Origin of the sequence: Candidatus Defluviibacterium haderslevense (assembly GCA_016712225.1) — a bacterium.
Classification (GTDB): Bacteria; Bacteroidota; Bacteroidia; order Chitinophagales; family Saprospiraceae; genus Vicinibacter; species Vicinibacter haderslevensis.
Map to the genome: position 1 here is coordinate 2,465,078 of JADJRL010000003.1, position 20,088 is coordinate 2,485,165.

18 protein-coding genes are annotated in these 20,088 nt (G+C 34.1%); 4 read left to right on the top strand and 14 right to left on the bottom strand.

Annotated elements, in window-relative coordinates; genetic code table 11:
- Window positions 1-76 precede the first annotated feature (76 nt).
- Window positions 77-394 carry a hypothetical protein gene (locus IPK88_09750; protein MBK8243696.1) on the top strand — a complete coding sequence of 106 codons (318 nt, stop codon included), beginning with the start codon at window positions 77-79 and terminating at the stop codon, window positions 392-394.
- 752 nt (window positions 395-1,146) lie between these two features.
- On the opposite strand, the gene IPK88_09755 is transcribed toward IPK88_09750, so the two are convergent.
- From IPK88_09755 to kynU, 6 genes are all read right to left on the bottom strand, one after another.
- The gene (locus IPK88_09755; protein MBK8243697.1) at window positions 1,147-1,938 is read right to left on the bottom strand and encodes an energy transducer TonB; all 792 of its coding nucleotides are present in this window, start codon (window positions 1,936-1,938) and stop codon (window positions 1,147-1,149) included.
- 78 nt (window positions 1,939-2,016) lie between these two features.
- Window positions 2,017-2,586, bottom strand: coding sequence for a biopolymer transporter ExbD (locus tag IPK88_09760; protein MBK8243698.1), 570 nt, complete (start codon window positions 2,584-2,586; stop codon window positions 2,017-2,019).
- Window positions 2,587-2,628: 42 nt separating this feature from the next.
- Entirely contained in the window at window positions 2,629-3,231 is a 603-nt protein-coding gene (locus IPK88_09765; protein ID MBK8243699.1) for a biopolymer transporter ExbD, read from the bottom strand.
- A 31-nt stretch (window positions 3,232-3,262) separates the two neighbouring features.
- Entirely contained in the window at window positions 3,263-4,081 is an 819-nt protein-coding gene (locus tag IPK88_09770; GenBank protein ID MBK8243700.1) for a MotA/TolQ/ExbB proton channel family protein, read from the bottom strand.
- A gap of 390 nt (window positions 4,082-4,471) precedes the next feature.
- Complete coding sequence (locus IPK88_09775; protein ID MBK8243701.1) at window positions 4,472-5,824, bottom strand: FAD-dependent monooxygenase; 1,353 nt, start codon at window positions 5,822-5,824, stop codon at window positions 4,472-4,474.
- Window positions 5,814-7,097, bottom strand: coding sequence for a kynureninase (gene kynU / locus IPK88_09780; GenBank protein MBK8243702.1), 1,284 nt, complete (start codon window positions 7,095-7,097; stop codon window positions 5,814-5,816). Before kynU ends, IPK88_09775 begins: the two co-directional genes overlap by 11 nt.
- 97 nt (window positions 7,098-7,194) lie before the next feature.
- Between kynU and IPK88_09785 the strand changes: the two genes are divergently transcribed.
- Both IPK88_09785 and IPK88_09790 read left to right on the top strand, forming a co-directional pair.
- Window positions 7,195-8,145 (top strand): tyrosine recombinase XerD, encoded by a 951-nt coding sequence (locus IPK88_09785; GenBank protein MBK8243703.1) that lies wholly within the window; start codon window positions 7,195-7,197, stop codon window positions 8,143-8,145.
- Window positions 8,146-8,230: 85 nt separating this feature from the next.
- Entirely contained in the window at window positions 8,231-8,965 is a 735-nt protein-coding gene (locus tag IPK88_09790; protein MBK8243704.1) for a Bax inhibitor-1/YccA family protein, read from the top strand.
- Window positions 8,966-9,154: 189 nt separating this feature from the next.
- On the opposite strand, the gene IPK88_09795 is transcribed toward IPK88_09790, so the two are convergent.
- Window positions 9,155-10,597: a cation:proton antiporter gene (locus IPK88_09795; protein ID MBK8243705.1), complete on the bottom strand. Its 1,443-nt coding sequence runs from the start codon at window positions 10,595-10,597 to the stop codon at window positions 9,155-9,157.
- 280 nt (window positions 10,598-10,877) lie between these two features.
- Window positions 10,878-11,498 (bottom strand): DUF937 domain-containing protein, encoded by a 621-nt coding sequence (locus IPK88_09800; GenBank protein ID MBK8243706.1) that lies wholly within the window; start codon window positions 11,496-11,498, stop codon window positions 10,878-10,880.
- Between the two features lie 312 nt (window positions 11,499-11,810).
- Between IPK88_09800 and IPK88_09805 the strand changes: the two genes are divergently transcribed.
- On the top strand, window positions 11,811-13,757 hold the full coding sequence (locus IPK88_09805; protein ID MBK8243707.1) for a KUP/HAK/KT family potassium transporter: 1,947 nt from the start codon (window positions 11,811-11,813) through the stop codon (window positions 13,755-13,757).
- A gap of 23 nt (window positions 13,758-13,780) precedes the next feature.
- Here IPK88_09805 and IPK88_09810 read toward each other — a convergent pair whose 3' ends face one another.
- From IPK88_09810 to IPK88_09835, 6 genes are all read right to left on the bottom strand, one after another.
- On the bottom strand, window positions 13,781-14,551 hold the full coding sequence (locus IPK88_09810) for an AMP nucleosidase (protein MBK8243708.1): 771 nt from the start codon (window positions 14,549-14,551) through the stop codon (window positions 13,781-13,783).
- Between the two features lie 30 nt (window positions 14,552-14,581).
- On the bottom strand, window positions 14,582-16,378 hold the full coding sequence (locus IPK88_09815) for a tetratricopeptide repeat protein (protein MBK8243709.1): 1,797 nt from the start codon (window positions 16,376-16,378) through the stop codon (window positions 14,582-14,584).
- Window positions 16,379-16,493: 115 nt separating this feature from the next.
- Window positions 16,494-17,330 (bottom strand): energy transducer TonB, encoded by an 837-nt coding sequence (locus IPK88_09820; protein MBK8243710.1) that lies wholly within the window; start codon window positions 17,328-17,330, stop codon window positions 16,494-16,496.
- A 64-nt stretch (window positions 17,331-17,394) separates the two neighbouring features.
- Window positions 17,395-17,763: a VanZ family protein gene (gene vanZ / locus IPK88_09825; GenBank protein ID MBK8243711.1), complete on the bottom strand. Its 369-nt coding sequence runs from the start codon at window positions 17,761-17,763 to the stop codon at window positions 17,395-17,397.
- Between the two features lie 43 nt (window positions 17,764-17,806).
- Window positions 17,807-18,199, bottom strand: coding sequence for a glycine cleavage system protein GcvH (gene gcvH, locus IPK88_09830; protein ID MBK8243712.1), 393 nt, complete (start codon window positions 18,197-18,199; stop codon window positions 17,807-17,809).
- Between the two features lie 11 nt (window positions 18,200-18,210).
- Window positions 18,211-19,524 carry a citrate (Si)-synthase, eukaryotic gene (locus IPK88_09835; GenBank protein MBK8243713.1) on the bottom strand — a complete coding sequence of 438 codons (1,314 nt, stop codon included), beginning with the start codon at window positions 19,522-19,524 and terminating at the stop codon, window positions 18,211-18,213.
- Between the last annotated feature and the right edge of the window lie 564 nt (window positions 19,525-20,088).

Here is a 20,088-nt window from a genome sequence, read left to right on the forward strand (position 1 = left end):
AAAAGGCTTAAATAGAAAATGGAGCTTAATCTTTTTTAAATGCCTGCAGTCCAATCAACAAATAAAAATATAAAATATGAAAAACAGGATTTTAAATGTATTGATGCTTTTAGTCGTTTCATTAACGTATGTAAGCGCACAAGATGCTTTCCACAGAGAGCGCAGACCTCAAAAACAACAACATGAGCGAATTAGAGATGGTTATAGACATGGCGATCTCACACCCAATGAATGTAGAGGATTACACCATCAGCAACGAGAATTTAGGATTGCTAAGCGGATGGCTGCTTGTGATGGAAAAATTTCAAAACGAGAACGTAAAGAACTTAAAAGATTAAAACATCGCAATGATCGTTCTATTTATAGAGAACGACATGATCGGGAATTCAGATAATTACGTAAAATGGGTTTTATTAAGTCATGCAATGCTGAATTGCATGACTTTTTTTATAATAAGTTATAGCATTTACCAATAATAGTTTACTAAAAGTATTGCAATCATCTGTGTATCGTTCTCATGATATTACACTTTAAGGTTTGAATATATTGAAATTGGGAATTGAGGAAGATCAATATTATACTATAAACTCTGTTCATTGACATTTCATTTCAAAATATAATTTGGAAATTATACTTAATTAGACCAATTTTAAAATTATAATTTTAGTATTGGTTTATTTATAGTTTATTATATTGAATTGCTGTGAAATACATGTTTTTTGATAGATTAAATCAAAAAAAACCTTAGGCTTTTTTTAACAAATCTGGTGAATCATTTACTTATTCTAAGACGTTTACCTTTTATATAAATGAGATATTTGGTTTTAGTTGGCTTCGTTTTGTAAAATCGGGATTGATTTTCCCACAGGGATTAGAAAGAACCATCAGTAGCAGTACTGGTGGTTTTTTTTTTGACAACTAAACAAGTCAAACGACTCACTTTAATTAATTAGGAATCGATTTGCCCATTAAACGTCTAGATAAAAGGCACGATACAATCGCCAAGATCCATATATAAGGAATAATATGCCCAAAGCAAGATCATAAGGCCATTCGTTGAGTACTTTTTTGATTAATAGAAAGCAGCCCAAGCTTAAGTAAGCAAGACTTAATAAGATTAAAAAGATCTTCCTGATGGAAAACATTTTAGCCTTCCAACTTAAATTTAATAGGCAATGTAAAGTTTACAGGTACTGCTTTACCATTGTGTTTTCCTGATTTCCAATTAGGCATAGATTTTACAACTCGGACAGCTTCCTCGTCACATCCTCCTCCTATACCACGAACTACATTGACTTTAGTGATATCGCCATCCTTAGCCACTACGAATTGTACTACGACGGTACCTTGAATATCATTCTCCCTGGCAATAGCAGGATACTTCATATTCGATTGGATATATTTCATCATAGCCGCAGGACCATCCGGAAATTCTGGCATCTGCTCAACGAAATTAAAAACTTCAGGTTCTTTTTTTTCTTCTTCTACTACTGGTGGAGGTGGTTCTACTAATGAAGCATCGACGCCGCCTTCTTCACCTTTTTTAGTTTCAGTAGCTATATCTTTATCCTTAATCTCCTCAACAGTTGGTGGAGGTGGTTCTTCTTCTTTAACCTCTTCATCTTTTTTCACCTTAGGAGGAACAAATTTAATTTGATCTTTAATCGGTGGTGGATCTACTTTTGGAGGTGGCGGTGGAGGTGGTTGTTTAGGATCGATAGGTGGTGGCTCAGCCAAAGTGACTTCTTTTAATTCGAATTCATCTTTCTTATCCGGAAGCATTCCTTTGACGACACGAATGATCATAGGCATGCACACCATAATCACAAAAAATAAACTACCCAATAACATGGCCTTAGACATGTTTTTATCATAGAGCCTTCTCAATAAAAAAGCACCGTAGGATTTATTGCGGTTCTCGAATACAATATCATCCATGCCGTATTTTATCACATCATTATTTGCCATGGTTCATTGATTTTTTGATTATAGAATAAAACTCTTAATGTTCTCATTTTATTTTCTGGATTGTCCGATAGTTAAAGCGACTAATGAATCAATAGGATCTGTCACTGGCAATATGGCATATCTAGTTACACCGTTAATGGTCATTTCATCAAGGATATCCACGGTGTTTTTTAATTTGCTACTTGGTAGTGGTTTAATCATGATGAATAAATCCTCTTTATTGCCCCATTGCTGTTGGACTTGATTTTGACGTAGTTGAATGATTTTTCTAATCCCTGTTGGGCTATAATCCACGCTATCTAAAGCTAATTGTGTTGTTGCATCAATTTCGTCCGGAGACACATACCAATAAACTTTATCATTATTCCCCAACATAAAGCTGACGGTTTTTGACATTTTAATGGGTGGTTCTTCAACTTTTTTATCATCATCTTTTGCAGGCTTATTGATTTCCATGGTTTTTGGCTTGTTAAACGTAGTAGCCAACATAAAGAAGGTTATCAATAAGAACCCCAAGTCCACCATAGCAGTAAGATCCACACGGGTAGACATTTTCTTCGATCTAGCTTTTTTGTGACCCTTTTTACCTCCCCCCTGGGGGACATTCATTTCAGCCATGATTTACTTTTTATTTATAATTTAATTGAATAGGTCCTAAAATTATTCTTTTGCCGCACGAGCCGAAGTAATGATGTTGAACTTATTTACTTTTCGGTTTTGTAAAGCTTCAATCAATTTATCAAATGATTTGTATTCCGTTGTTTTATCACCTTTAATGGCAATTCGCAACAAATTATTTTCTTGTCTTGAAAACAAGATTAAATCTTCAATTTGAGCACCACCTGTAGTATCAATTTTTAGTCCAGGCTGTTGTATACTGGCTCGTTCATTAGGTTCTTTGTCCAAAAAGGCAGGTAAGGCTCTAATATCCATTCCCCAAAGTTCCAAGGTACGGAAGGCATCTTTTTGTTTTGGAGTAAAGGTCAACTGATATTGAGTTGCCAATCGATCCAATAACTTCAATCGAGTGATTTGATCATCCAGACCAAAGAATATTCTCCCATCAGGAGCGATATTGAACATCATGATATCCTTATCCGGAATCGGGATTCGGGCAGTTGATGAAGGTATATCGATCTGAACAACTTCAGCAGCCCGAAATTTAGTGGTTAGGATAAAAAAAGTTAACAATAAGAAAGCCACATCACACATGGCAGTCATGTCTATTGCGGTACTTTTACGAGGTATTTTAACCTTTGGCATATCTAATAGATTAGATGATCAATGAAATAAATTAAGCGTGTTTAGCTGCAAAGTTTTGTGCAATACTAAATCCTGCTTCATCTATGCCATATGTAAGACCATCAATTTTAGTAGTAAAATAATTATAAGCTATAATTGAAACTGCAGAAGAAGAAATACCTAATGCAGTATTAATTAAGGCTTCAGAAATACCATTCGATAATGCTACTGCATCCGGAGCTCCTGCAGTTGCTATAGCCGAGAATGCACGAATCATACCGAATACTGTTCCCAATAGACCTAAGAGTGTTGCCACTGATGATATGGTTGCCAATATAACCAGGTTTTTTTCCAACATTGGTAATTCTAATGAAGTAGCTTCTTCTATTTCTTTTTGGATAGCAAGTACTTTTTGTTCTTTATCTAATCCTGACTTGGATCCCATTTCTTTATACTTATGTAATCCTTCGCGAATAACATTAGCTACTGAACCCTTTTGTTTATCACATTCAGTAATTGCAGCATCTACATTATTGCTGTCCAACAGTCCTTTTACTTTTCTTACGAAGTTTGGTATAGACCCTTTGCCACTAGCTACATTCAACGTAATGAAACGCTCAATGATGACACAAATAACAATAATAAAGTTGGCCATAAGTATTGGCACGAGAATACCACCTTTATACATCATTCCTAATAAATTTCCCGGGTGTGGGTGTTTGGTTGGATCATTACCTTCAAAATTGCCTGGATTCCCCAATACAAAGGTGAAAATCAAGTATCCTATAACTAAAGCCACAGGAATAAGAATGGAAGCGAATAAAGAACTAAACTTTCCACTAGAAGCTGCATTTACGTTTTGATTGCTCATAAAATTTTAGTTAACCGTTTTAAAAGATTAATATTTACAAAATTTAATTTTAAAAATGTCTAATTTATAGAATAAAAACTAATATTCATAGACAGACTCAAAAAACCTCTGTTTTCCGAATCAGACGTAATATTAAAACGATTTAGTTGAAAAATAGCGTCTTCAAAATGAATAAAATGTAAAATTTTACATGAAACATAGATATTATTCATTATACATTGTAATTATGTTGATTATGTATAAAATAATTATACAATATGTTAATTTAGCATAAAATAAATTGTAATTATTTGCGAATCATCCCACCATAAGCTCGGTCTTGTTCAAGGATATGAATTAAACCTTAAACAAAATAATATTTTGATTTTTGTATGATTGCTTAAGTAATAGTTACTTTGAGTCCAATTCATTAAGTTGCTTATAGATACCTGGTAATTGCTCCGCTGAAATCTCAGCTCCTTCTGAACAAATTTTCATCAAAAGATCATCTTGCTTTCTACCTTTAACCATAGCATCATAATAACTCACATCGGGCCTGAAAGTAACTAATGCATATTTAGAGTAATATTGTGGAAACATTTTTTCTAAAGCTTGTTCCACTTTTCGCTTTTGTTGAAAAACAGGATCTCCAACTTTATCTCTCATTTCAACAAAATTATCTTCAGCTAAATCGGAAATAGCATCTGTACTTTTTTTACGGAGTTTGGTAAAGGATGAAAATAATGCTTCACCACTTAATTGTTGATCTAATAATTGATCAAGGACAACCACATCTTCAAAGCCGCAATTCATGCCTTGACCATAGAATGGAATAATGGCATGAGCCGCATCACCTACCAGTAACAGTTTGTCTTCATAATACCAGGGTGAACATTTTACAGAATTTAAATGACCCGTCGGATTGTGAAAGAATTCGGTTTTTAATTCCGGAATTAGAGGTATTGCATCGTTGAAGTGAGTTTCAAAGTATTGTTGAATATCGGATTTGGTATTTAATTGCTGAAGACTATCAGGACCTTCATAGGGTAAAAATAAAGTTGCCGTAAAAGTAGCATCCGGATTAGGAAGTGCGATCATCATAAAATGACCACGTGGCCAAATGTGTAAGGCGTTTTTTTCAAGTTGGAAGGCAGCATTGATACCTGGGGGTATAGTTAATTCTTTGTAACCATAATTCTGAAAGGTCTGACTATAATTAAATCGTATCTGAGTACTTAATTGCATCAATCGTTTTCGCGCTTCGGAATTGGCTCCGTCTGTGGCTAATAAGGTAGTATTGTTTTCAATGATTTGATGTCCATCCTCGCTTTGGAATGTGGCATCCCCGGACACATGATCCCAATGAATCAGTTTGTGATTAAAATAAATCTTTGAGGGATTTATTTTTTCAAAAGCATCCATTAACATGACATTCAAAGTCCTTCGTGAAATCGAATTGATACATTCATTTGGTCTTTCGCTGTAAGGCTGGAACAGTAATTCATTCTGAATGGTATGAATCATTCGGCCGTGCATTTGGATGGCATGTGCCATAATTTCTTCCTCAAGTCCGACAAGCGTTAATCCTGTAATTCCGCGATCAGATAGTGCAAGATTAATCGATCTTCCGGCTGAAATAGCCTCTTTGCGCATATCAGAACGTGATTCGTATAGATGAACCTCATAACCTCTTTGCGCAAGGCGTAACCCCAATAAACTTCCTACCAATCCGGCTCCTGCTATTGTAATTTGATTAGCTTTCATAGTTTTCTAAAATGGTTTTTAAACTTGAATACAAATAAAAGATATCAGCGTATGTATTATATAAAGGCACTGCAGCAACACGAATAACATCTGGTTCACGCCAATCTGCAATGATACCTTTTTGATCGAGTTGATGATAAATGCTTTTGTCCGGATGTTTCAATTGGATAGAAACCTGGCAACCTCGCTCAATTGGATCTAGTGGGCTTATGATTCGAAACCATTTTTGGTCCAGTGTATTTAATAATTGAATTAAATAGTGAGACATTTGTTGAGATTTCCGGTGTAAACTTTCTATGCCGGCTTCATGAAATATTTCCAGTGATGCCAATAGACTGGCCATCGGAAGTATGGGTGGGTTACTGAGTTGCCAACCTTCTGCCCCAGGCATTAACCTCAGTTCAGGAGACATTTTAAAACGATTTACTTTATCATGGCCCCACCATCCTGCAAATCTTGGAATATCAAAGCTATTCGAATGCCGTTCATGAACAAAACACCCTGCTAATCCTCCTGGTCCTGAATTTAAATATTTATAACTACACCACACTGCAAAATCCGGTCCGTCATCGTGCAATTGTAAATGGAGATTTCCAGCACCATGAGCCAGATCAAACCCTACTAAAGCGCCGTGTTTATGTCCTAATTCAGTAATGTATGGGATAGGATAACTTTGTCCTGAATAATAATTTACGGATCCAATAAGTATCAATGCAATGGTGTCACCATGTTTCTCAATCGTTTGCCTGATATTATCTTTAGAGATATAGGATGAACCTTCCTGATCTGGTGTTAAAATAATTAAGCTCGAAGCAGGATCGAATCCATGAAATTTAATTTGAGATTCCACTGCATATCGATCGGATGGAAATGCGCTGTATTCTATGAGAATCTTGTGGCGTTTTGGAGTGGGGCGATAAAACGAGACCATCATTAAATGTAAGTTTACACTAAGTGTGTTCATGATCACCACTTCAAGGGGTTTTGCCCCTACGATTTCTGCCATATATTCGGTCAAAAATTCGTGATATTTAACCCATGGATGTTTGGCCAATTCATGACCCAATACACCATACCTTGCCCAATCATCCATTTCATTGTTAATAAATTGTCTGGCTTGTATAGGTTGTAGGCCTAAGGAATTGCCACAGAAGTACCTGTAATCATTGTCTTCTTTTGTTTTAGGAATATGAAATTTCGATCTGAAATGTTTGAGTTCATCAGCTTGATCCAGGCTAATGGCATAACTTTCGGTTAATATTTTTGCATCCATCATCCTGCAAATTTAATCGAAATATATTCCTTTTTAAGGGCATTTTACATATTAATATTTTTAATAATATATTATATTTTAATTGTATATTTGCAGTATGGATTGGCAATCATTAATCAAAGGATTTAAACACTACTTAAAATTGGAGCGATCCATGTCGGACCATTCTATTCAAGCATATTGCAGAGATGCCAATAAATTAGCCTCTTTTGCTGAATTAAAGCTAGATGGTAAAGGACCCCTTGAGTTAAGTTTAGAAGATTTAGAATCCTATATCCAATGGTTATTTGAGTTTCAGTTTGATGAACGATCCCAGGCTAGAATGATTAGCGGTATTAAAGCCTTTTACAAATTTCTATTACTTGAAGATGTAATAACTTATGATCCAACAGAATTATTAGAAGGACCTAAGTTAGGACAATATATTCCTGATGTATTGGGTATTGAAGAAATAGAATTAATCTTACAACATATTGATTTATCTGATTCCAAAGGTCACAGAGATCGGGCTATCATTGAAACCCTATATGCATGTGGATTGAGAGTAAGTGAATTAACTGAATTATTAATGAGTCATGTATATCCAGAATTGGGAATCGTGAAAGTCATTGGTAAGGGAAATAAGGAACGATTGGTGCCAATTGGAGAGCAGGCTTTACAACAAATTCACTTTTACAAAATCGGATTTCGGAATCGACTTCCCATAGCTAAAGGACATGAGGATTATTTATTCTTAAATCGATTTGGAAAAAAACTTTCTAGAATCAGTGTTTTTACGACAGTCAAAGAATGTGTTGCCAAAGCTGGGATTCAGAAAATTGTCAGCCCTCACACTTTTAGACATTCATTTGCTACTCATTTAGTTGAAGGTGGCGCAAACCTAAGAGCAGTTCAAGAAATGCTTGGTCATGAATCGATCAATACCACAGAAATTTATACCCATCTTGATAATGATTATTTAAGAGAGACCATACTTAATTTTCATCCTGCAAATCGAAAGCAAGAACAGGTCGATCATGCTACATATGGTAGCGTTTCAATGAATTAGGATTTTTTAAGTATCATAAATTTAATTCAAAAGATTGCAAATTGTAATGAATTGAATTAGATTTGCATGAAATAAAAAAATATTTATGGCCTTAAAACTTTTTAATACCAGTTCAAATCCAATTTTAAAAGATTCTTTATTGGAACAGGTCCAAGGTGTGTCAGGTGTTACGATGACCAGTTCTGGAGCTGTTAACAAATCCATTATTTTGGGATTGATATTATTAGCGACTGCAATTGTATCATGGATGTTTCCAAGCACTATGTTTTTATGGCCGGCAGCTATTATCGGATTTGTTTTAGTGCTTATGGCAAGTTTCAAAAAAGAATGGTCTGGTATTATAGCACCTATATATGCAGCAATTGAAGGTTTATTTGTTGGAACGATATCATTAGTTTATGCTTCTGCATTTAACGGAATCGTATTTCAGGCAACAACGCTCACTATAGCCATACTTTTTCTAATGTTATTTTTATATAAATCAGGTCTCATAAAAGTCACCAATAAATTACGATCCGTTATAATGATTGGAACAGGGGCAATAGCTTTGACTTATTTGGTTTCAATGGTTTTAAGTTTTTTTAACATTCAAATTCCTATGATACATAGTACGGGTATGCTTGGTATTGGTTTTAGTCTTGTAGTCATAGTGATCGCTTCATTAAATCTCCTTTTGGATTTTGATTTTTTTGAGAAAGGGGAACAAGCAGGATTACCATCCTATATGGAATGGTTTGCGGCTATGGGATTGATCATTACATTAGTATGGTTATATCTGGAATTGTTGAGACTATTATCTAAGTTCGGTAGTAAGGATTAAGAAAAAAGTATTTACTTGCCTTCATGATGTAAGGACAAAATATTTGCAATCACACGCCTTGGTAATTGCGATAAAATATTTGAAATAACTTTAAATATCAAAGTTATAAATAAGATTTTTTTAAAAAAAAACCAAATAGTAAATTATTTTTTGATCTTGAAAGGTTTAGAGTTGTAAATAAAAAACAAACTACAATAAACTTTTCTTTGCAAATAAATAATTAATTAAATTTAATAGAGGACCCGTCATCATCGTAGTAAACAGTGCCATGATAACCATAATGGTAAAGAGCGTAGGAGATAGTATACCTAAATCATATCCTATATTTAATACAATTAGTTCCATTAGTCCACGTGTATTCATAAGTGCCCCTATAGAAAGTGCAACTTTCCATGGGTGACCGGTTATTTTAGAAATTAATGTACTGCCCCCAAATTTACCCATGACGGCAACTAATATAATCCAACCACAAGTGATCCATAAATGACCATCATTTAACAAATTGATTTGGGTTCGTAAACCTGTGAAAGCAAAAAAAATCGGTAAGAGGACCAGTGTAGAAACATCTTCTAATTTTTCTAAATGAAGTGTTTTAATATTTAAATGATGAGGCATGATTGTACCAGCAACAAAAGCACCAAAGAATGCGTGTATACCTATTATTTCGGTGAAACTTGCTGATAGTATTAAAATAATAAACACAAGGATGATTGAATATTTGTTATGATTATGATCAAAATTTTCACGACTATTTATTTTTTTTATCCAGGGCCGTATTAGATAAAACATAATCATAAAAAATAATATGGAAACGGTAAATGTAAACAAGGCGCTTTCTAATCCACTTGATCTCACAATAGCAATAACAGCAGCAAGGATACACCATGCAGTCACATCATCGATGGCAGCGCATGTGATGGCTAAATCTCCAAGCGGAGTTTTTGTTAGTTTGCGTTCATGTAAAATTCTTGCAAGAATTGGGAAAGCAGTAATACTTATTGAAATACCCATAAATAGAGCAAACGAAGTAAAGTTTACATCCATAGGTGCAAATTCTTTGAATAGAATAAATGACATACAAATACCCAAAAGAAATGGAAAAAAAATACTGACATGACTGATTAATAAAGCATTTTTTGCTTTACTTTTTAGATGATCAAAATCTAATTCCATACCGATGATAAACATAAAAAACACCAATCCGACCTGGCTTAAAAATTGAAGATTGGAGAATGAATTTTTAGGAAAAAGAAAATTAAAGATATCAGGAAAATAATAACCAATTAATGAAGGACCCAGAAATATTCCGGCAATCATTTCTCCGATCACAGATGGTTGGCCCAACTTTTTGATAATGAATCCAAATAATTTTGATATGATCAGAATGGCTAAAATTTGTAATAACAGAATTACAAAAGGACTATTTAATTGACTAAGTAATTGATCTGCAATGATCTGGTATGGACTTAAGTCATTGATATGTTGCTGATTGAATAGGGCTTGATCTGAGGACTGATTTGAAGGGTTCGATTTGGGATTGGTATGCCAATCTTTTCCAATGTGTAAGGTTAATCCAATAAAACAAACAAGGGCCCCTACAATTATTGGGTAGAGCAATAAACTCTTTTTCATTTAAATATTCTTTTGGCGTATATTTTAAATTATCCTTTTCTATGAGATCTAAAACAAGAGTTCAATAGATTGATTGTCAAATATAATAATTTGTTGTACTTTCCTACTGCATTTGATCAATATATAACTATAGAAGCTAATTTAATCAGCTTTAATGTGATTTAATGAATCAAGGAAATTGTATGAAAACTAATTAATTTACAACTTAATCTAGAAAATAAAAAAGGGACCGCAAAGGTCCCATTCTAATTTTTATATTATTTACAAAAACGAGTTAATTTTATTTATTTCCTCCAAAAAGGCCTCCAAGCATACCGCCAATGCCACCTCCTAGTATATCATCAAGCATATTTCCATCATTATTTTTGTCTAGAACACTAGTTAGAATACCCATTAATGGACTTCCACCAGTCTGTCCACCTAATACAGATCCAATGATATTGGTGAGGCCGCCAGCATCAGCTCCAGTTTGTTGTTTTGCTTTTCCTAATAAACCAAGAATAACCGGTGCCAGAGTAATCATCATTTTTAGAATTTTTCCACTATCAAGGTTGGTGTTTTGTGATAATGCATTAACAAGATTTCCTTGTTTAAAACCCAGTATATGGCCTAGTATACCAGCTCCATTTAGCATATTGCTATTTGGCGCTTCGTTTTGACCTGATAAGAACCCCGAAAGATTGTCTAATATACTTCCATCATGATCCTTTTCCAATGCGTTATTTAATGCATTGGCTCCGTCAGGTGTGGAAGCATTGGTACCAATAGCTCCCATTAAGGTAGAAAAAATAGCATGAGCAGCAGTTTCTGTTTGCTGAGGATTTTCAATACCTGCAATATTTCCAAGTTGATTCAAAAGTCCTCCTGATAGTTGACTTTGAAAAAGTTCGTTTAAATTCATTGTAAAAAGCTGTATTTATGTGGTTAAAAAAAGAGAGAACATTAGGACAAGGGAATTAGTTCCAAATCATCTAAAATTTGAACATATTGTTTAATCAGGCAGAATTAAAGATATTGTTTAATCAGGCAGAATTAAAGATATTGTTTAATCAGAATAGTCTTGTTTTATCTTAAAGCTGCCTAATGTGGTATTTCTAAACGTATATTTATTAATCCGTTCAAAAAATTAGTATCCAATAAATTAAACCATTAAGTTAGTGATAATTACCTTTGGAGGTTCTAAAATAACAATGGTAAAAGTTTTTCAAAGTATATGAGTCATCAGAGCCACAATCAAAAGTTAAGTTTAGCAGGTCTTTTAATTACCTTAGGAATCATTTTTGGTGATATAGGTACTTCTCCTCTATATGTAATTAATGCTATTATTGGCACAAAAGTAATTTCAGAAGAGTTAGTTTTAGGAGGTGTGTCTTGTGTTTTTTGGACTTTATTAATAATTACCACCTTCAAGTATGTTATTTTGGCATTAAACGCAGACAACAAGGGGGAAGGAGGTATTTTCTCTCTTTATGCATTAGTTCGTAGATACAAATCTTCATTTTTAATATATCCCGCAATTATAGGATGTGCAACATTGATTGCCGACGGATTTATCACTCCTGCTATATCAATTTCTTCCGCTATAGAGGGCTTGAAAATATTATATCCAAGCATCGAAACTATGCCCATAGTTATTGCAATACTCATTGGATTATTTGTTTTTCAGCAAGTCGGTACAGAAATAGTTGGAAAAACTTTTGGCCCAGTCATGTTAGTTTGGTTTGGGATGATAGGGACCTTAGGATTTCTACAAATTTTAGAACATCCTGAAATATTCAAAGCTATAAATCCACAATATGGTTTTAATCTTTTAGTCAATTATCCTCAAGGGTTTTGGATTTTAGGTGCAGTATTTCTATGCACCACAGGAGGTGAAGCCTTATATTCAGATCTAGGACATTGTGGAAAAAAGAATGTACGTGTAAGCTGGTCATTTGTATTAGTGGCTTTAGTCCTAAGTTATTTTGGGCAATCCGCATGGTTGATTTCAAATAAACTTGGTAGTGCATTGCCTACCGGAACAAGTGTATTTTATTCTTTAATGCCTGATTGGTTTCTTCCCATTGGAATATGTATTGCCGCTTTTTCTACGATTATAGCTAGCCAGGCCTTAATCTCAGGGGTATTTACTTTAGTCAATGAAGCCATGAAACTCAGGTTATGGTTTAGAATGAAAGTTAATTTTCCATCGACCCTAAGAGGACAAATATATATTCCAGGAATTAACTGGTTTTTAATGGTTGGATGTATTGTAGTTGTTTTGATTTTTGAAAATGCTACTAATATGGAGGCAGCATATGGGCTTGCCATTATTGTAAATATGATGATGACCACCCTTTTATTAGGTTTTTATTATCGGGTTAAACTTCACAGTTTTTTTTGGCCTTTGGTTTTAACAGTATCATTATTTATCATTGAGTTTACATTCTTTATTTCTAATTTAGAAAAATTTCCACATGGCGGGTGGTTTTCTTTTTTGATTGCTATTATAGGAAGTTTGATGGTTTTTGTGCTCTACCGAGCTCAGAAGATTAGGGATAAACACACCAAATTCGTAGAATTAAAGGATTACATTAATGTTCTCAAAGATTTGCAAGATGATCAGACGATACCTAAGGAGGCAAGTCATTTAGTTTATATGGCCTTAGCTAATGACAGGCGATTAATCGATTCCAATATAATGTATTCTATTTTGAGGAAGCGTCCGAAACGGGCTGATGTATATTGGTTTGTTCATGTGGATATCACAGATGAACCTTATGGAAAAAGTTTTCATGTGGATACCATTTTACCCAAAGAGATTTTTTTTATCCATTTAAAATTCGGATTCAAGGTAGAACATCGAGTGAATACCATGTTTCATGAAATTGTAGATCAACTGGTTGCATCAGGTGAGGTAAGTACTGAAAGTCCATATCCTTCTTTGAAAAAACATCACATGCCGGCGGATTTCAAATTTATATTATTAATGACTCGTGTCTCTGCAGATACAGAATTAAGTACTTTTGAACGTTGGGTGGTGCGCGCCTATCGAATGATTAAAAGATTTAGTCTTCCAGCGAATGAAGATTTTGGATTGGAAATGTCTAATGTTGAAGAAGAATTAGTACCTATTTTAGTTGGTCCAAAGACTGAAATGGATCTGAAAAGGGAACACTAAAAAGATCATTAAATGCAACGGAATTAAAACCTTAGATGTTTAACAGTTTGTGCATTTGAAATAAGCTTTTGGAGCGAATCAATGCCAATTTTTAAATGATTGTTTGCAAATTTTTCAGTAACGATTTTGTCATTAGCTTCAGTTTTTACACCTTCTGGTGCCATTGGCATATCAGAAACCAAAAGTAAAGCTCCGGCTGGAATTTTATTTTTAAAAGCTGCAATAAATATTGTTGCTGTCTCCATATCAATTGCAGAAGCTCTTATTTCACTAAGGTATTTTTTGAATTCTATCCGATGTTCCCATACTCGTCTATTGGTGGTGTATACAGTTCCGGTCCAATAGTCCAATTCATGTTCCCGAATTGATGTTGAAATGGCTTTTTGTAAAGCAAATGCGGGTAATGCAGGGACTTCCGGAGGTAAATAATCATTGGATGTTCCTTCTCCCCTTATTGCTGCAATGGGTAATATTAAATCACCTACATCATTCTTTGATTTAAGGCCACCGCATTTACCCAAAAACAAAACAGCTTTCGGCATAATCGCTGTAAGCAGATCTATTATCGTTGCTGCGTTTGGACTTCCCATTCCAAAATTGATAATGGTTATACGATTTGCCGTAGCATGCTGCATCGGTCTATGTTGGCCTAATATTGGGACCTGATGCCACTGTGAAAAGAGTTCAACATAATGACTGAAATTCACCAGTATGATATAATCCCCAAATTGATCTAAAGATAGACCTGTATATCTGGGTAACCAATTCTCTACGATTTCTTGTTTTGTTTGCATGTAACATGAACTTAATCAAAAGTATTCAAGCTATTGGATTTGGTCACCGCGTAATATGCGATATCTTTTTCTTGCCTCAACAGCTAAAGTGCTTCCGCTAAAATCTATAAATAGTTTTTCATAAAGTTCCTTCGCTTTTTCTTTTTGGTCCAATTGATATTCATAAATTCTGGCCATTTCAAATAAAGCATTATCAGCTCGAATTTCTTCTTTATGATTTTGAAGTATTAATTCATATTTTTTGATGGCGTCCTCTGTTCTTTTCTGGCGGTCAAAAATTTTTGCTTGTAGAAACAGAACGTCATCTAACAAACTATTTTTTGGAAATTGGGACAAAATAGTATCTAATAGTATGAGTGCTTCTGTGTATTTATTTTGTAAGACATTTAATTCAGCTTGGGAATAGACTGTTAAAGCTTCTCCAAGTGTATCTTGATTGATATTATCCAAAATAAATACGGACATATCAATAGCATCATTGCTAATCAGTTTAGAAGTTGCTTGCTTAAGTATATCAAACTGCTCCTGAGCCCATTGAAAATCTCCAGCGAAATAGGAAAGGCGTGCATTTTTAAATCGCGCTAATTCACCCAATTGATCTTCTTGAAAATCTTTATCTACTTGTGAATACAGCAAAGTAGCTTCCCAGCGTTCTCCTTGTATTAAATAATAATCTGCTAAATCTAATTTTGCCTGAGCTTTAATATGTGGCTCTAAGGCAGGGTTTTTTATCAGTTCTTCTAGTAATGCAATTCCTTTATTTAATTGATTCAAATATCTACTCTCCAATTCTGCATATTCGATTATGATAGGTGCAGATAATCGACTACCAGAATATTCTTTTTTGAAATTTTCATAATCTGTTTCGAGGGCAATGAGGTCTTGTTGATTGTAATTATTTTTTTCGACAATTTGTTTTCTTCGACAAATTAATACCTGTCGATAAGCTTCAAGATAGGAAGAACCTATTGGTCCTTTATCTCTCACATACGTGAATGCATCAATGGCTGTTTTATAATCCGTATCATTGGCAGCAATGCTTCCAATATTGAATACGCGATTTCCATTTTCATTGAGTCTTTTATCTAAAGCTTTAGCTTGTCTTAATGCATTTAAATAATCTTTAGATTGGATAAAAGTCCAAAGTAGTAATTCAATATATGCAACTTGGTCTGGGTTAGAACTCAATTTTTCGTAAAGCAGACTCTGAAAATCTTTATGTTTGTCTTTAGGTAAATAGGCATTAAGTATATTTTGTAGGCTCAAAAGATTTACACTTCCATCATCCAGTCCGGCCAAATAATAGTTGAGCATTTTATCTAATTCACCTTTACGTCTATAGAGATCGGCCAAATTATAAGTAAAATGGGTTTGGCCCTTCATTATTTTTTCACCTTTCTCATAGGTGTCTATGGCTAAATCAAATTTTGATAAATCAATAAATGCATTGGCAACTTTGTGAATCATGATTACATCGGGTTGCAATTTGTCAATGGCAAGTTTGAATTGTTTTTCTGCTTTGTCAAGTTCATTTTTTTTAATGAATTGATTTCCGTATAAAATATATAAACTGGCTTCTTTAGGTCGATTTGCAATTTCTTTTTTAATTAGACTTTCACTTTCTTCTTGTCTTCCTAAGGCTGTTAAACAATTCAAATAATAAGTAAAGAAAGATTCCTGCGATGGATTTTTTTGATATAAACTTTGAAATAATACGGCAGCTTTTTCATATTCACCATCAACAAAATATTGTTGAGCCAATCGAGGATCTTGAGCAACTAAGTTGAACGACCAACAAAATATATAAAACAATAGGAAACTTCTCATCATTTTAAAAACATAAAGTTAAATCTAAAATTTATATTAATTATTAAAAACCTTTATTATTCCACCAAAGCTTATTTTGAAATAACGCTTAATGTGTTATTTTGTTATTGAATTCCTATTGCCTACCCTGAAAAACAATAGGCAAGGTATATTGAACTCTTACAGGATGATTGCTTTGGATACCGGGAGTCCATCTTTGGGTCATGGTATTCATAAGTTCAATGACACGCCTTGCTTCATATCCACATCCATCACCTATGTCTTGCAAAATTTTTATATTGCTAATTGTGCCGTCTTTTTCAACTACAAATTGAGCAAATACAGTACCTTGGGTTCCTTTTTGAACAGCAAGATTTGGATAACGTAAATTGTTTTTCAAGAATTCATGTAATTTAAATTCAGCACATTTCTTTCTTTGAAGGTAAGGTATACTTTCATCATCACAACCAGGAAACATAGGCATTTGATGTATAAATGTGACGATCTCTTCAAGTCCATTTTCATTTGACGGACCTTTTGCTACCTGATTATCATTATTTTTATTTGCAGTATCTAAAGGAGTGATGATGGTTTTTATAATAGGTGTTTCAATAGTTTCTTCATCTTTTTTCACTTTTGGAATGGTCGATTTATTAACCACAGGATTGGCTTGCTTCTCTTGTGTTTTTGCAGTTGCTGTTGATAATGGAATCGTTGTTTGTATATTTGAAGGTAAGGGTAAGACAACTTCGGTCATGATGAAGGGGTCTTCGACAGGGGATGACCTGGATTTTAGCCAATCCAGAATTATGGGTAAAAAAATCAAAAAAACGAAGATGATGACACCTAGTAAAATGCCATTAATCATCGATTTATCATATCGTCGTCTTAAAAAATATGCACCATAGGATTTATTTCGACCTTCAAAGACGATATCATCCATTAGTTTAGTGTCACTTTTTAAGAATAACATTTTAAATCTTTGCCTGAATTATTGTTTATATAACGTATCATGACTATAATATTGCAACAAAAGATTAATTTATGTTGGTTGAATCATTAGTATTTGAGGGCCTATTGAATTTTAAAAAAAACATGAGACCCAAAGTAATTCCGATGGTATTTGCTAGTTGGTCTAAATAATCAAATGTTCTACCTGAAGCTAAAAAAGCTTGAAGGATTTCAAGGCAAAAGCCTAGCATAAAAAGGCCACCAAAAATGATAAATGTGTTCATTTTAGTTGTACTTTTTGTGCCCTTAAAAAAGAAAAAGCAAGCCGATCCATAAAATAGGGCATGACCCAGTTTGTCTATGGATAATAGATCTAAATAATTCAACTTAGGCATCCTGTTTCCAGGTAATAAAGACAATATCAATATACAAAATACTATAGACCAGGCGATCAAAATTGACCGATTGATTCTAGATTGTATATTCAATCTGGACGTCTTATTTGCCGATTAGGTTTTTATATTCATCAGCATTCATCAAGCTGTCAACTTGGGACGGATCCGATATTTTTATTTTTACAATCCAGCCTTTTCCAAAAGGGTCTGTATTAATTAAAGTTGGATCGTTGGTACCTTTTTCATCTAATGCCGGATTGAACTCGATGATAGTTCCGGCAACTGGCATAAATAAATCTGAAGTGGTTTTAACCGCTTCTACGGTTCCAAATACATCTTCTTTATTTAAGTCTAGACCTACAGTGTCTACTTCGACATATACAATATCACCCAATTCGGATTGGGCAAAATCAGTAATTCCTATAGTGGCAGTATCTCCTTCAATGAGTAGCCATTCATGTTCACTTGTATAACGAAGGTTAGTTGGAAATTCCATAAAGATTTGGGTTAGTTTGTTGAATTTTTTATAAAAAGCTTAATTTCTTCTGTAGTTAATGATTTGGGTCGTTCAAGAGGTAAATTTAATGCCCTATCCCAACAAAGTTGTGCAAGAACACCCAAAGTTCGTGAAATTCCGAATAAAACAGTATAAAAATTATGTTCTTTTATCCCAAAATGTTCCAACAATGCTCCAGAATGAGCATCTACATTGGGCCAAGGGTTTTTAATTTTACCGATGGTTCCAAGAATTGGAGGTACTACTTCAAAAACATTCCACACAATATTCACCATAGGATCATTAGGACAATGTTTGGTTGCAAATTCTTTCTGAGCAATAAATCTAGGATCTGGAGCTCTAAGCACAGCATGACCATAACCAGGTACTACAATTCCTTTGGCTAATGTTTTTTTAACATAATCTGCGATTTGTTCTTTGGAAGGAACATTGGTACCTAATTCCTTGATCATGTCATAAATCCAATCCATGACTTCTTGATTGGCGAGTCCATGTAATGGTCCGGCTAAAGCAGTCATACCTGCAGCAAGCGAATAATATGGATCGCTCAAAGTAGAGCCTACTAAATGCACCGTATGCGCTGAAGCATTGCCTCCTTCATGATCAGCATGAATGGTCAAATACAATCTCATGAGGTCTTTAAATGCTGGTGAATCATTACCCAACATATGAGCAAAATTTCCACTCCAGTCTAAAGTTCTATCTGGTAATATGATATTCCCATTATGGAATGTTTTCCTATAAATGTAGGCTGCCACAATTGGGAGTCGCGCAATTAAGTTCATACTATCCTCATACATCGCCTCCCAATAATCTGATTTTTTCATGCCATCTTCGTAACTTTTGGCAAAAACACTTTCAGATTGCATAGCAAGGATTGCAATACTTAATTGGGTCATTGGATGGGTTAGCGGAGTCAGGCTATTGATGACAATAATCACATAATCCGGAACAACACTTCGTCGCTGCCACTCCTCTGTTAACCACTGAACTTCTTCATCTGTTGGCACTTCTCCGGTCATCATGAGCCAGAATAAACCTTCAGGTTGTGGTTCGGTTGCTCCATCAAGTTTAGGTAATTGCTCTCTTAGCATAGGGATAGATAAACCCCTAAAGCGAATTCCAACCTGGGCATCAAGTGAGGAAGTTTCCCAAATCATGCTTTGAATGCCTCTCATTCCACCATAAATTTGGTCGATTTGGACATGATCAATAATTTGAGAACCATGATCCTTGATAATGCCCTTAATTTCATCAGAAGCTGATAAAACTTTTGCTTTGAATAACTCTTTTAGCTTGTCCATGGGACTAATTAAATAAAAATCTAAAATTTAAAAACGCCCGCAAAACTATTATGTTTTGGAATATTTTGTTAATTTATTAAATCATTAACAAGACGTTATATTACAAGCTTACTAACAAAGCAATTGCCAAAAAGACTAAAAAAGCTTAAATTTATTTTGAAAAATTCTCATTTTTCTTGAAATGTGGAAGAAAACAAACCAAAAAACCTTAAAAAATAACTAAAAAGTACTTAACTATGTCAAAATCAACGCTTAGCATTTAGATAAAAGTTAAGGGGAATTGAATTGATTGCCTTAATTAATTAGACGCAACTTAGACTTTAGATAGAATTTTGGTATAGGATAGCCTTAAATCGTAAAAATAAGTGATTTTTAGAAACCAGTTCAAAAATGACCTTACCTTTGCCTATCCATTTATTCAAATCAAGTCTATAGCAGTTATAGATTCAATGTTATTTGGGGCTATACAGGTTGGTTAAAGTTTGACTTAGGTTTTTTAAAATTGAATTTCACGAATCAATTTTAAGGGTAAAGCCATGCTTACAAGCATAATATTGAATCATT